The organism is Paenibacillus polymyxa (genome assembly GCF_018614975.1).
In the GTDB taxonomy this organism is placed as follows: Bacteria; Bacillota; Bacilli; order Paenibacillales; family Paenibacillaceae; genus Paenibacillus; species Paenibacillus polymyxa_E.
This window is the reverse complement of sequence record NZ_JAGGNR010000013.1, coordinates 18450-31517: the sequence shown is the minus strand read 5'-3', so window position 1 is coordinate 31517 and position 13068 is coordinate 18450. Positions and strand designations below refer to the sequence as shown.

Genomic DNA, 13068 nt, shown 5'->3' with positions numbered 1-13068 from the left:
TCAATGCACTTCCTTTCGCTTCTTGGCCCATTCCATTATGAGCAGCAGCAGGGCGGAGAAGGTGACCAGCACCAATGCCACCCCATTTGCAGCAGCAACATTAAAATTCTCTACATCCTGATACACCAGCGTTGTTGCTGTCTGCGTTTTGTTCATAATATTACCAGATACCACCAGCACTGCACCGAATTCCCCAAGCGAGCGCGCAACCGTCAAAACTAAACCATACACTACCGCCCAGCGGATCGAAGGCCAGGTTACACTCCAGAACGTTCTCCAGCCGTAGGCGCCAAGTGTAGATGCAGCCTCCTCTTGCTGAGAACCGAGTTCCTGCAGGACAGGCATAACCTCTCTTACCATCAGTGGAAAGGTAACAAATAACGTTGCGATCACCATACCCGGGAAGGCGTAGACCACATTGAATCCGATGCCTTCAAAGAAAGCACCCATAATGCTGTTGGGACCGAGCAGCAATACAATCATCAAACCGCCAATGACAGGAGATACGGCATAAGGCAGATCTACAATGCTGTTTAGCAGCCCTTTTATCCGTTCACTCAGCCATCCGGCACGAACCAGATACAGAGCCATCATGATGCCAAACAATGTATTTAACAGGGTGACCACCAGGACCACCAGTCCGGTCATCATCAAGGCGTGTAACGCCTCCGGGCGCATCAGCCCTTTCAGGAATCCACCTGCCCCGTCTTCAAATGCGCCAATAAAAATGCGTCCAAGCGGGATGATAATCAGTACAATAAATACCGTAAACGTCAGTCCGATTAAGAGTCGTCTCATCGTTTTCTCCCCCGCATCTGCACCAGATTGATCAGCCAGAGAATCAGGAAAGACAGCGTCAGAAGTATTACGGATACAGCAGCGGCTCCCGTTGGATTATCACTTTCAATCTCCCCGTAGATGAATACGGAAGCGGTCAGTGTTCTGCCTGGAATGTTACCAGCCACCAGCACAACAGCCCCGAATTCAGCCAGTCCTCTGGAGAAAGCGAGCATCCCCCCACTGATCATGCCAGGAGCCATGGACGGCAGAATCACCTGCATGAACGTGCGAGCCCTGGATGCCCCCATCGTGTACGAGGCCTCTTCCTCGGAAGGATCAATTTCTTCAAGCAATGGCTGCACCGCACGGATAACAAACGGAAACGTGACAAACGTCATCGCGATAACAATGGCTGGCTGGTGAAATACAATCTCAAATCCCATGGATTCTGCCAGTTTCCCGATGGCACTGACCGGACCCAGGAGTAACATAATCATCAAACCGCCCACCGCTGTTGGCAGTGCAAACGGGAGATCAACCAGACTGTTAAGAAACGATCTGCCTACAAAACGATACCGCGTCAGCACCCAGGCGATCATCGTGCCCAGCACCACATTAATCAGCGTGGCAATCACGGCCAGCCGAATGGTCAGCAGTACCGCTTTCCACGCGATGGGGTCCATAATGCTCTGAACAAAGTTGCTCCATCCTTCGGAGAAGGAATTGACGTACACACCGATGATTGGAAGTACAATAAGTACGATAAAATATAACAATACGGTACTGCGGAATCCCCAAGTCCATCCCTTATGACGAAGAACGGTATTCATTGCTGCGTTCCCTCCCAGCCTCCGGCTTTAATTCCGGTCGGCAGTCTTCCTGGCTTCAATACGACATTTTTCCTAAATTGGATGATATTACTTTAATATTATTCCCATTAGTCTACTTGGTTTTGCTTTTATGATACTTTACCAGTTTGCAGTGCTAATCGTCAATGCTTTTATTGAATATGATTGGGCCACATATGAGATCGATGAATAAATATCACACCGATCCACTACGCGGCCAGAACAACCTTCCGATCACTGTTATCCCCAGATTTCTTTGATCCCCTTTTTTTAAGGGGAAATCCGGGGATAAAGGTGAACGCCTTCGCTTCTTCAGGTTATTTCTGCCCTCTCCGTTATTGTGTGATTCCCATGATCAGAGTCATATGTGGTTTGTTTGGTATGTAGTGGTTAAGGTACAATCGAGGGTAAGTAAAGAAATATAAGGAGTGATTTAACATGTTATATACGAAGAATATATCCACTTCCACACGAGACGAAATGAGAGATATCACATGGGATGTGAAGCAGGTTGTCCAGAGTAGCGGCGTACAGAATGGGACGGTGCTCATCTACTGTCCACATACGACAGCAGGTATTGCCATCAACGAAAATGCAGACCCGGATGTGAAACACGATGTATTGTTGCGCCTGGACGAAGTGTACCCTTGGGAGCATCCCGAGTATCGACATGCCGAAGGCAATACAGCCTCTCACCTCAAATCGATCACAACAGGGCCATCACAGACGGTCATTATTCATGAAGGCAGACTGCTGCTTGGCCGCTGGCAAGGCATTTACTTTTGCGAATTTGATGGACCACGTGAGCGGGAGTACTTTCTCAAAATCATGGAAGGTTAGTTTCAAGTCCAACCGGCCTGCCACCTACTCATTCATTTTTGCAAACACAAACAGGCGGTCCACCCTCATTCCGGGTCGGAGCCGCCTGACTTGGTCTGCTGCGTATACTAACTTTCGTGAGACAACGTTATAAAGAATTAAAGTTATGACAAATCACCGCCCTGAAGTGTAGGGGTGCAACAATTGCGCTATTATTGGACGCCAGGCTGCTGACCCAGATTGCGGCACAGCACTTTGACATGAGACAGCGCAGACGATTCAATCTCCACAAACGTTAAACGGTCCTGGATGTAATAAGAAATGAATCCATGCATAGCCAAAAATAGCGTACGCGGTACCCTTTGAATATCCTCCTCCGTACAGTTCGCTTCATTCATATACTGCCTTATAATCGATGCAAATAATTCGAAGCAACGTCCCTGTTCGGTACGACAATAAGACAACAGTTCTTCATCCCTGATCATAAACATGATTTCGTATTGATATGGGTTCTCCAGACCAAAGCGAATAAACTCCATCATAATGTGCTCTACCTTGCTCACATCATCACGAACCGGCCTGACCATAGCTTGCAGCAGCAAATGCCCCAGATGATTAAAATCTTCAACCACGATGGCATAGAACAGCTCTGCCTTTTCCTTAAAGTGATAATACAGCGACCCATGACTATAGCCCAGATGCTGGCCGATGCTTCGCATCGAAATGGCGCGGTATCCTTTGGTAATAAAAAGGTGCCTCGCCGCCTCCAGTATCCGCTCCCTCGACAACTCCTGTTCGACTGCTCTTCTAGCCATATATTTTATTCCCCTTCAATAAAATAAAGCCGCTGTCCCTCCGTGATCCGGGATTGCCCTTGCGTCAAATCCGTGATCCAGGCTACAAATGCCTCGGTTTCACTATCCGGCGGAAGACAAGTCAACGTAACCTTATCGGTGAATACAGTTTCACCTGTACGGACTTCCCGGCTTCTTAACTCATTTTCCACTTTACCCAGCCACGTATAATCCAGTTCAACAAATACTTCACGATGCAGCACGTTGGTAATGGCTTCTCCGGCTTCAATGGCTGCTACAGCTCCATCCGTATAAGCACGAATTAACCCACCAGCTCCAAGCATAATTCCCCCGAAGTATCGCGTAACTACAATTGCCACATTTTTTAATTTCTGATTTTTGATTACTTCAAGAATGGGTTTCCCTGCTGTTCCGCTGGGTTCCCCGTCATCGGATTGCTTCTGGATCTCATCCCGCTCCCCAATCATGTATGCAGAGCAGTTATGAGTCGCATTCCAATGTTTTTTCTTGATCTCATCGATAAAGGCAACAGCCTCTTCCTCTGTCGTGACCGGCATAATATGACCGATAAATCGCGACTTCTTGATTACAATTTCCAGATTGCCCGGTCCTCGAACCGTGCGATAACGTTCAATCATTGCTAATCCAACTTTCTGATCTTTTCCTAGTCCAACTTTCCAATTTGTCCATTTTGCAAGAAAGCAGTTCCCCGCGTAAACGCGGACGAACTGCCCTGGTTATCTACAGCCGGGGAATTCTGCATCTTACACGAACAGTGATTCCCGGTTAGATTTACATTACCTTATTCAACTATATGAGCAGACCGATGAATTATTCGGAAAGTCTCGCTTCGAGCGCTGCTTTCTCTTCTTCAAAGCCTGGTTTGCCCAGCAATGCGAACATATTTTTCTTGTAAGCTTCCACACCTGGTTGGTCAAATGGATTGACGCCCAGCAGGTAGCCACTGATACCGCATGCTTTTTCAAAGAAGTATACCAGATATCCGAAAGAATATGGAGTCATATCTGGAATGTTCACAATCAGGTTTGGTACTTGACCATCCGTATGTGCAAGCAGTGTTCCCTGGAACGCTTTTTTGTTAACAAAGTCCATGGTTTTGCCTTCAAGGAAGTTCAAACCATCCAGATCGTCCGGATCGGATTTGATGGAGATATGCTCAGCAACTTCAGTAACCTGGATAACAGTTTCGAAAATATTCCGGCTACCTTCCTGAATGAATTGACCCATGGAGTGCAAGTCTGTAGAGAAATCAACAGATGCAGGATAGATCCCCTTGTAGTCTTTACCTTCACTCTCTCCGAATAACTGTTTCCACCACTCGGATACGAAGTGCAGGGATGGCTCATAGTTTACAAGAATCTCAGTTCCTTTACCTTTGCGATACAATGCGTTACGAACAGCAGCATATTGATATGCTTCATTCTCAGCTACATTCGGGTTGCTGTATTCCTTGGATGCATCAGCCGCACCTTGCATCATTTCTTCGATGCTGATACCCGCTGCTGCGATTGGCAGCAAACCTACAGCCGTCAGAACGGAGTAACGTCCACCTACATCATCCGGGATAATGAAAGATTCGTATCCTTCTGCATTTGCCAGTTCTTTCAGTGCACCGCGCGCTTTGTCTGTTGTAGCATAGATGCGTTTGCGGGCTTCTTCTTTACCGTATTTCTCTTCCAGTGCTGCACGGAAGATACGGAAAGCAATAGCCGGCTCTGTTGTTGTACCGGATTTGGAGATGACGTTGACAGAGAAATCTTTGCCTTCCACCAGATCCAGCAAGTGAGTTACATATGTGGAACTGATATTGTTTCCTGCAAAATAGATTTCAGGCGTTTTGCGTTTGTCTTTTGGCAGATTGTTATAGAAAGAGTGAGTCAGCATTTCAATAGCTGCACGTGCACCCAGGTATGATCCACCGATACCGATAACGATCAGTACTTCGGAGTCGCTTTGGATTTTGGCAGCCGCTTTTTGAATGCGGGTAAACTCTTCTTTGTCATAAGCCGTTGGCAGGTCAATCCAGCCCAGATAATCGGAGCCTGTTCCTGTTCCGTTGTGAAGCTGCTCATGAGCCAGACGAATCGGTTCAGCGAAATAGTCCACTTCGTGCTGATTTACAAATTGCAATGCCGTGCTATAGTCAAATGTCACTTTTTTTGCCATGATCTCAAAAACCTCCTGATTTCGGTTATAGTGCGTGTTCCATTCTAAACAACTTGCCTTAAGGATACTTCAAATCCACGGGGCTGACAAGCTTGCAGCTCGAACTTTGTCGTTAGAATTCAAGAAGCAAAAAGGGTAAACCGAATCCGCGGGTCGCGGTTCTGCTTACCCTTCTTATGTTATTCCGCCGGGTACGAGCAGACGTAGTCAGTAACGCTGCGTATCTCCAGTTTGAATTTGGATTCGGCAGGCACGTGGAACGTAGCTTGACCTTGAATCTCTTGCCACTCTTCTTCTCCGGGAAGCAATACTTTCAGATCTCCGGACAGAATCTCCATAATTTCACGGGAATCCGTACCGAATTCATAACTGCCTGGAAGCATGATGCCCAGAGTCACTTTGCTGCCATCCCCCAAAATAACCGTTCTGCTGGTTACCTGACCATCATAATAAATGTTGGCCTCTTTCACTACACTGACTTGATCGAATTGTGACATGCGTACCCGCTCCCCTGAAGTTAATGAAAACAAAAGGCAAAACAGATCAGAGCGATAACGAGTTACCGTCCATCTCTGCGGAAATAACTTGCTGCCATGGATCAGGACAGCATGATGCTCTCCCGACCATAGCAGCGCTTATGAAGCTATAATTGCGTGTTCAAAAAGTCAGGTTTTCAGTACCGAGAAGATGGGATGAAGCTAGAAATGGAGTAGCTGAGCGTAGGCAGAACTACGTGAGCAACTACAATGTTTCCGAAGGAAACATACTTCGTAAGCATCTGCTTATTCGGCTGAATCCCATATTCGACGCTGATGATGCCGTGAGGCATCCTTCGTAATCAAAAGCAGACTTTTTGAACAACCTCTATTACAGCAATGCTTTTACGCGGCTAACCACGTTATCCACTGTAAAGCCATATTCTTGGATAACACGGTCGCCAGGCGCGGACGCACCAAATGTGCTGATTCCGAGAATGTCACCTTGATCGCCAACATATTTCTCCCAGCCCATTGGATAAGCCATTTCAATTGCAAGACGAGCTTTAACATCCGGAAGAAGAACGGACTCTCTGTAAGCTTTGTCTTGTTTCTCGAACAGATCCCAGCTTGGCATGCTGATTACGCGAACTTGGATACCTTGTTCTGCAAGTGCTGCTTGAGCTTTAACAGCCAATTGCACTTCAGAACCTGTAGCGATAATTTGTGCTACCGCTTTGCCATCTTTTGCATCAGAGACAACATAAGCACCACGTTTCACGTTCTCACGTGAACCTTCAACCGTACCTTCCAGGATCGGCAGGTTTTGACGAGTGAGTACGAGTGCGACCGGGTTGCTCTTGTTCTCAAGCGCGTAAGCCCAAGCAGCCGAGGTTTCATTACCGTCAGCCGGACGAATAACCGTCAGGTTAGGAATGATACGCAGGGATGCCAATTGCTCGATCGGTTCGTGCGTAGGACCGTCTTCACCAACAGCGATACTGTCGTGAGTCAGAACATACGTTACAGGCAATCCCATCAGGGCAGCCAGACGAACAGCCGGACGCAGGTAATCGGTAAATACGAAGAACGTACCTCCGAATACTTTCACACCGCTGTGCAGTGCCATACCGTTCATTGCTCCAGCCATACCGAATTCACGAATACCGAAGTAGATGTTACGGCCGGAGTAATCTTCAGGTGTGAAGTTCTCCAGGTTGTTCAGGTGAGTCATTGTGGAGCTTTCCAAGTCAGCAGATCCACCTGTCAGTTGTGGCACGTTGTGTGCCAGACCGTTCAGAGCGTTACCGGATGCCACACGAGTGGAAAGCGCTTTGTCTGTTGCTGCATATTTAGGAAGATCACGGTCCCAACCTTCTGGAAGGTCGCCGTTAATCGCTGTTTCGAATTGAGCTGCCAGCTCAGGGTATGCTTTTTTGTACTCGGCAAATTTCTCGTCCCAAGCTTTGTTTGCAGAGATACCACGATCTTTCACTTGTGCAAAGTGATCGCGAACTTCAGCAGGTACGTGGAAGTTTTCTTCATAAACCCATTTGTAATACTCTTTAGTCAATTTGGCTTCGTCTGCACCCAGTGGAGATCCGTGAGTACCGCCGTGGCCGCCTTTACCTTGTTTGTTCGGGCTACCATAACCGATAACCGTTTTAACTTCGATCAGTGTAGGACGCAGTGTATCTGCTTGACCTTCCTGAATTGCTTTTTCGATTGCTGGCAGATCGTTACCATCTTCAACACGCAGCACTTGCCAGCCATAAGCTTCAAAACGCTTCGCGATGCTTTCGGAAGAAGACAGATCCAATTTACCATCGAGCGTGATGTCATTGGAGTCGAACAACATGATCAGTTTGCCCAGGTGCAAACGTCCAGCAAGGGAAGCTGATTCATGAGATACGCCTTCCATCAAGTCACCATCACCACAGATTGCGTAAGTGTAGTGGTCAACTACGTTGAACTTGTCTTTATTGTATGTTGCGCCCAGTTGAGCTTCAGCCATCGCCATACCTACAGCCATTGCAATACCTTGACCCAGTGGTCCGGTTGTTGCATCAACACCTGCAGTATGTCCGAATTCCGGGTGACCCGGTGTTTTGCTTCCCCATTGACGGAACTGTTTCAGTTCTTCCATTGGAAGATCATATCCGCTCAGGTGCAGCAAGCTGTACAACAACATGGAGCCATGTCCTGCAGACAGGACAAAACGGTCCCGGTTAACCCAAGTTGGGTGGTCCGGGTTATGAGTCATCGTTTTTGCAAAAAGTTGGTACCCCATTGGAGCGGAGCCCATAGGCATACCCGGGTGTCCGGAATTTGCCTTCTCAATTGCATCAATCGCCAAAGTACGTACGGTCGTAATCGACAGGTTGTCGATTGTATTATTCTCGTCCTTTTGAATCGCTTCGTTCTTGTCAGTCATGGTTTGTCCTCCTCATGTCTTTAGATAAGTCGGGTGCGCAAGCGAATCCCTCTCATCAACCAAGCAAACCGAATTTCACAATAAGTGAATCCGCTTGAGTGTTTCATTTTGACTTATTCACTTTTGTATTGTATCACTTGGCGTGAAGCTTTTCCATAACCTTCTTTGAGAAGTTCATGAAAAATCGGTTGTTTGTGATGAATAATCCTTGGCCTATCAAGCAAAAATCGTACTGTACAAGGTACTAAATTCCAAAAGCAGACTTAAGGAGCCTCGCTAATCCATCGCATGAAGTATAACCTTTAACCTGAAAACCATGCATTTTTTAGATATTCATCCTCAATTCACATATAATGTTCCTTAATATGGATTCGAAAGTCTATAGGAGGTCGCGATCATGCCAGATCCTGCTGCTCACCCATCAACATCGCTAAAACACTCATTACCCTGGATATCCGGTATTTTAACGGGGATTCTCTCGGGAGTTGTCCTGGGATTTTTCCTCAAAATGATTCAGGCCAACACCGGTGAACAAGTATATACCCTGCTGCTGAATATTGATTTTGTGCCTGTTCTTCCGCCAACCTTACCCGAAATCATTGAATTTTCTCTGCATCTAGTTGTGTCCGTTGTGATCGGCATCTTCTATGTGTGGTGGGTACGACATTCAGGCCGCCCTATGATCAAAGGAATTTTGCTTGGTGCAGTCTCGTCCCTGCTCTATATCCCACTCTCTCAATTGTCATCACGTGTGCCAGACCTGTACGATGTGTCCGCCATCCTCTACTGGATTGTTGGACATCTGCTATTCGGTATTGTGCTTGGCTTGTGCGGAAAGTATATCAACACAACAAAAAAAGCGACTCCCGCTTCGTAAACGAATTGGGGTCGCTTTTTTGTTAATCTATTACGTGGTTCCGAATCAACCTTGCACAGTATTAAAGCGAGAGCTTAAAATACAACGGTTTTATTTTCATGAACGAGAACACGGTCTTCAACATGCCATTTCACGGCACGTGCAAGCACAACACGCTCAATGGTACGTCCAATGCGCTTCAGCTCGGTTACGTCATCTCTGTGGCTTACACGTTGCACATCCTGTTCAATAATCGGGCCGCCATCCAGTTCTTCCGTAACATAGTGTGCTGTCGCACCGATAATTTTGACACCACGGTTGTACGCCTGCGCATACGGTTTACCACCCACAAAGGCTGGCAGGAACGAATGGTGGATATTAATGATTCGATTGCGGTAGTGCTCAATGAACATGGGAGAGATAATCTGCATGTAACGAGCCAGAATGATCACATCCACATCATCGCCTATAACGTCCAACTGACGCTGTTCGGCTTCTTTCTTCGTATCTGCTGTTACCGGAATATGATGATATGGAATGCCAAATGATTCTACATAGTCCTTCATGTCCAGATGGTTGCTGACCACAAGCGCAATATCGGCATCCAGGTCGCCTGCCTGCCATTGCCACAACAATTCAACCAGACAGTGATCTTCTTTCGATACAAAGATAGCCAGTTTCTTCTTGCGGCTGACCGCAGATAACGTCCATTCCATCTGGAAACGGCTTGCTACTTCTGCAAAATCAGCTTCCAGTTTCGGCAAATTGACCAGCAATTGCGGAAGATCAAACTCAATTCGCATAAAGAACATGCCTCCAGCAGGGTCCATGGTGTACTGGTCCGACTGAACAATGTTTGCACCATGCTGGTGCAGGAAGTGAGAGACGGCAGCTACAATTCCCGGACCATCAGGACAGGAAATGAGCATGCGCGCACGATCGGCGTGGTTTTTAGAATCAGGGCGTACTTGTTTAGCGTGGATCTCCATCGGGTTATTCTTCCTCCTTCAATTAAGCCATGACCTGCGGGGGTTAACCCGCAAGCCATGCAATCAAGCGATGATTCAGTTGTTCTTCATTCAAATGCGGGAGTAGTGCAGCTTCAGTCACCATGTCATAGAGGCGTTCCAGCGGTTCACGCGGATCTGCCTTTTTGGCTTTGGCATCATTTTTGAGCAACGTCCACACATCCAGAATATACGAACGGGACTCAATCTCTTTACCTTTGAAAAAGTGTTGCAACTGTTCTACTTCTGTCAGGAATTCCTGGCCGAATCGACCGGCAACATCCCCACGAAGCAGGGCAATCTCCACCTCATACATTGGACGCTGTGTCTTGGCCTCTTTACCAATCCAAGGTGTCTCCAAAATAAATGGACGTCCTTGAAGCTTCTCATGGTTGACGATACGGTTAATCGCCTCAAACCCGATCCATCCAGAGCCAATTGGTGTATGACGGTCCTTGTGCGCACCCACAGCATTCTTACTATCATTAATATGCATTACGGCAATGCGGTCAAGTCCTACCGTACGATCGAATTGTTCCAGTACACCGTCAAAATCATTAACGATATCGTATCCTGCATCATGAATGTGGCATGTATCCATACACACAGTCAGGCGCTCGTTATACGTTACTTTCTCAATGATCTGGGCGATCTCTTCGAAACTGCGACCCATCTCCGTACCTTTGCCAGCCATGGTCTCCAGAGCGATGTTCACATCCGTCTCTTTCACACCCTCCAGCACTTCATTCAACCCTTCTGCGATCCGTCCGATCCCATAGTGGGCATCTTTGTCTGTAAATGCGCCGGGATGTAATACGATGTTTTTCACACCAATGGCATGTGTCCGACGAATCTCTTCCTGAAGGAAATCTACAGCGAGTCTATACGTGTTATCTTTGTATGAGCCAAGATTAATAATGTACGGTGCATGGACAACGATATCTTCCATTCCACCCTCTTGCATGGCAAGTTTTCCTTCTTCAATATACATTGATTCGATTGGCTTGCGACGTGTATTCTGTGGTGCACCCGTATATATCATAAACGAACTGGAACCGTACGAAGACGCTTCCTTCGTTGCACTCAATAATCCCTTGTCCGAAAAGGACACGTGGGAGCCGATTTTCAGCATTATTGATCCCCCTTAATCTGAATTATCCCTTATTCTAACGCGATTATCGAAATAAATCTAGAAATGCGCTATAATTCGGGATAGAGGCTATTTTTAACAGCTACTATGTGGAACATGGGTAGGCGAATCCGTCTTTCCGTGAAAATCAATGAACCGAGGTGACTCCGCAATGATTTTCGACTCCTACGCGATGATACTGACCAGCAGTTCCCCCAGCAATTGGTTTATGAATACAATCGCATTCTGGACTTTTTTATTGCTTGGCAGCATGTGTATCGGTGGATTCTTCATGATGCGCAAGTTTTTGAAAGTGCTACCAAAAGCGGACGGAAAGTCCAAACTGGATTGGCAGAATTATTGGGTTGAAGCCAGCCGTCACTTGTGGACGGATGAAGCCAAAGCTTTTTTGGATCAACTTGTGGAGCCTGTGCCCGGGCCATTTCGTGACATCGCCAAACATTCCATTGCTGCAGAGATCGGTAAAATTGCAGTCGAAGACAACGCCACGGAAGTATCGAGAGATCATTGCATCAAAGGATACATTATTGCCACACCGAAGCGGGATAATAAGTTTTTGGTAAAATTTTTGGAGAAAAACAAAATCGATTATTCCCCTTATCAACATTTGATTAAATAAAATAAAAGATGAGTTAAGTGGCATATAGATTTGGTTAATTAGATACAGATATGCTCCGTCAGGTAAGTTGTTCCCAACAGGCAGTGCTTACCGTACGGGGCTGTTTGTCAATCCAACGGTATATATCAGCGCAGTGAAAATACAGAGAGGATGTTTGATATGAAAATTGCCATTTGTGGAGGTACCGGATTTGTGGGAGGAGCACTTGTAGATTACTGGCTGCAAGCCGGGCACCATGTGAAAGTTATTACACGAAAACTGCCTGACTTGCATAATCCAAGTAAAAATCTTACATATATATCCTGGGAACAAGTCGAAGAACAACCTCACTTGCTGGAAGGTATGGATGCTCTCGTTAATCTTGCTGGAGAAACGCTGAATCAACGTTGGACAACCAAGGCGAAGCTGGAGATTGTTGAATCCCGAGTCACGACCGTAGCGCGGGTAGCCCGACTGGTGGAATCCCTGGAACAAAAGCCTGAAGTCGTCGTTCAGGCTTCTGCTATGGCCATTTATGGAACCTCCCCTAATGAAACCTTTGACGAGAGCAGTCCGCAAAAATCAATGAATTTCCCGTCCCGGGTCTCAGAACAATGGGAAGTTGCTGCAGATGCAATCAAAAATGTAAGACTCGTTAAAATCCGGGTGAGTTTGGTACTGGGTCATAAAAAAGGTGCATTTCCATTGATGAAACTACCTTATATGCTGGGTGTTGGCGGCAAGCTTGGTAGTGGCAAGCAATGGACAAGCTGGATTCACATTATGGATATCGTCAGACTAATCGACTTCACCATTCAGAACAAACAGATTTCGGGGCCAGTAAATGCTTCCACACCAAACCCCGTTACCAATGATGAATTCGGTCGTACAGTGGGTAAGGTGTATCATCGCCCTCACTGGTTTCCCGTACCCGGCTTCCTGATTAAAACCTTGGTCGGAGAACTATCCGTTGTCGTGCTTCAGGGGCAGAGAGTCATTCCGCAAAAAGCACTCGACCACGGATTCCAATTCACCTTCCCTACCTTAACCGAGGCCCTAGAGGATCTGAAGCACCGTGGCTTATCCGACTGATTGAAC

Annotated in this window: 13 protein-coding genes; 4 read left to right on the top strand and 9 right to left on the bottom strand. The window is 46.8% G+C overall.

What is annotated here, in order from left to right; all coding sequences use genetic code 11:
- Positions 1–798, bottom strand: coding sequence for a sulfate ABC transporter permease subunit (locus J7E78_RS12760; protein ID WP_215076540.1), 798 nt, complete (start codon positions 796–798; stop codon positions 1–3).
- Positions 795–1610 (bottom strand): sulfate ABC transporter permease subunit CysT, encoded by an 816-nt coding sequence (gene cysT, locus J7E78_RS12755; protein WP_215076539.1) that lies wholly within the window; start codon positions 1608–1610, stop codon positions 795–797. Before cysT ends, J7E78_RS12760 begins: the two co-directional genes overlap by 4 nt.
- A gap of 456 nt (positions 1611–2066) precedes the next feature.
- On the opposite strand from cysT, the gene J7E78_RS12750 reads away from it, so the two are divergent.
- Entirely contained in the window at positions 2067–2468 is a 402-nt protein-coding gene (locus tag J7E78_RS12750; protein WP_215076538.1) for a secondary thiamine-phosphate synthase enzyme YjbQ, read from the top strand.
- A 191-nt stretch (positions 2469–2659) separates the two neighbouring features.
- On the opposite strand, the gene J7E78_RS12745 is transcribed toward J7E78_RS12750, so the two are convergent.
- From J7E78_RS12745 to tkt, 5 genes are all read right to left on the bottom strand, one after another.
- A complete protein-coding gene (locus J7E78_RS12745) occupies positions 2660–3262 on the bottom strand; it encodes a TetR/AcrR family transcriptional regulator (protein ID WP_091015271.1) in 603 nt (200 codons plus the stop codon).
- Between the two features lie 5 nt (positions 3263–3267).
- The gene (locus tag J7E78_RS12740) at positions 3268–3900 is read right to left on the bottom strand and encodes a YigZ family protein (protein WP_215076537.1); all 633 of its coding nucleotides are present in this window, start codon (positions 3898–3900) and stop codon (positions 3268–3270) included.
- A 193-nt stretch (positions 3901–4093) separates the two neighbouring features.
- Positions 4094–5449: a glucose-6-phosphate isomerase gene (locus J7E78_RS12735; RefSeq protein WP_215076536.1), complete on the bottom strand. Its 1356-nt coding sequence runs from the start codon at positions 5447–5449 to the stop codon at positions 4094–4096.
- 179 nt (positions 5450–5628) lie between these two features.
- Positions 5629–5946 carry a pyrimidine/purine nucleoside phosphorylase gene (gene ppnP, locus J7E78_RS12730; RefSeq protein ID WP_017689983.1) on the bottom strand — a complete coding sequence of 106 codons (318 nt, stop codon included), beginning with the start codon at positions 5944–5946 and terminating at the stop codon, positions 5629–5631.
- 370 nt (positions 5947–6316) lie between these two features.
- Positions 6317–8359, bottom strand: coding sequence for a transketolase (gene tkt, locus J7E78_RS12725; RefSeq protein WP_215076535.1), 2043 nt, complete (start codon positions 8357–8359; stop codon positions 6317–6319).
- A gap of 397 nt (positions 8360–8756) precedes the next feature.
- Between tkt and J7E78_RS12720 the strand changes: the two genes are divergently transcribed.
- Positions 8757–9236, top strand: coding sequence for a hypothetical protein (locus tag J7E78_RS12720; RefSeq protein WP_215076534.1), 480 nt, complete (start codon positions 8757–8759; stop codon positions 9234–9236).
- A gap of 74 nt (positions 9237–9310) precedes the next feature.
- On the opposite strand, the gene purU is transcribed toward J7E78_RS12720, so the two are convergent.
- Both purU and J7E78_RS12710 read right to left on the bottom strand, forming a co-directional pair.
- Positions 9311–10204, bottom strand: coding sequence for a formyltetrahydrofolate deformylase (gene purU, locus J7E78_RS12715; RefSeq protein ID WP_215076533.1), 894 nt, complete (start codon positions 10202–10204; stop codon positions 9311–9313).
- Positions 10205–10247: 43 nt separating this feature from the next.
- Entirely contained in the window at positions 10248–11354 is a 1107-nt protein-coding gene (locus J7E78_RS12710; protein ID WP_215076532.1) for a deoxyribonuclease IV, read from the bottom strand.
- A gap of 169 nt (positions 11355–11523) precedes the next feature.
- Here J7E78_RS12710 and J7E78_RS12705 point away from each other — a divergent pair, with 169 nt between their 5' ends.
- Both J7E78_RS12705 and J7E78_RS12700 read left to right on the top strand, forming a co-directional pair.
- Positions 11524–11991 (top strand): DUF2621 domain-containing protein, encoded by a 468-nt coding sequence (locus J7E78_RS12705; RefSeq protein ID WP_176872741.1) that lies wholly within the window; start codon positions 11524–11526, stop codon positions 11989–11991.
- Positions 11992–12150: 159 nt separating this feature from the next.
- Positions 12151–13062, top strand: a complete 912-nt coding sequence (locus J7E78_RS12700) for a TIGR01777 family oxidoreductase (protein WP_215076531.1) — start codon at positions 12151–12153, stop codon at positions 13060–13062.
- Positions 13063–13068 lie beyond the last annotated feature (6 nt).

Bases quoted from the DNA above. Each gene is read 5' to 3' on its own strand.
- J7E78_RS12750 (WP_215076538.1), top strand. From the start codon at position 2,067: ATGTTATATACGAAGAATATATCCACTTCCACACGAGACGAAATGAGA.
- J7E78_RS12705 (WP_176872741.1), top strand. From the start codon at position 11,524: ATGATTTTCGACTCCTACGCGATGATACTGACCAGCAGTTCCCCCAGC.
- J7E78_RS12760 (WP_215076540.1), bottom strand. From the start codon at position 798: ATGAGACGACTCTTAATCGGACTGACGTTTACGGTATTTATTGTACTG.
- J7E78_RS12735 (WP_215076536.1), bottom strand. From the start codon at position 5,449: ATGGCAAAAAAAGTGACATTTGACTATAGCACGGCATTGCAATTTGTA.
- tkt (WP_215076535.1), bottom strand. From the start codon at position 8,359: ATGACTGACAAGAACGAAGCGATTCAAAAGGACGAGAATAATACAATC.
- purU (WP_215076533.1), bottom strand. From the start codon at position 10,204: ATGGAGATCCACGCTAAACAAGTACGCCCTGATTCTAAAAACCACGCC.
- J7E78_RS12710 (WP_215076532.1), bottom strand. From the start codon at position 11,354: ATGCTGAAAATCGGCTCCCACGTGTCCTTTTCGGACAAGGGATTATTG.
- ppnP (WP_017689983.1), bottom strand. From the start codon at position 5,946: ATGTCACAATTCGATCAAGTCAGTGTAGTGAAAGAGGCCAACATTTAT.
- J7E78_RS12745 (WP_091015271.1), bottom strand. From the start codon at position 3,262: ATGGCTAGAAGAGCAGTCGAACAGGAGTTGTCGAGGGAGCGGATACTG.
- J7E78_RS12740 (WP_215076537.1), bottom strand. From the start codon at position 3,900: ATGATTGAACGTTATCGCACGGTTCGAGGACCGGGCAATCTGGAAATT.
- J7E78_RS12700 (WP_215076531.1), top strand. From the start codon at position 12,151: ATGAAAATTGCCATTTGTGGAGGTACCGGATTTGTGGGAGGAGCACTT.
- J7E78_RS12720 (WP_215076534.1), top strand. From the start codon at position 8,757: ATGCCAGATCCTGCTGCTCACCCATCAACATCGCTAAAACACTCATTA.
- cysT (WP_215076539.1), bottom strand. From the start codon at position 1,610: ATGAATACCGTTCTTCGTCATAAGGGATGGACTTGGGGATTCCGCAGT.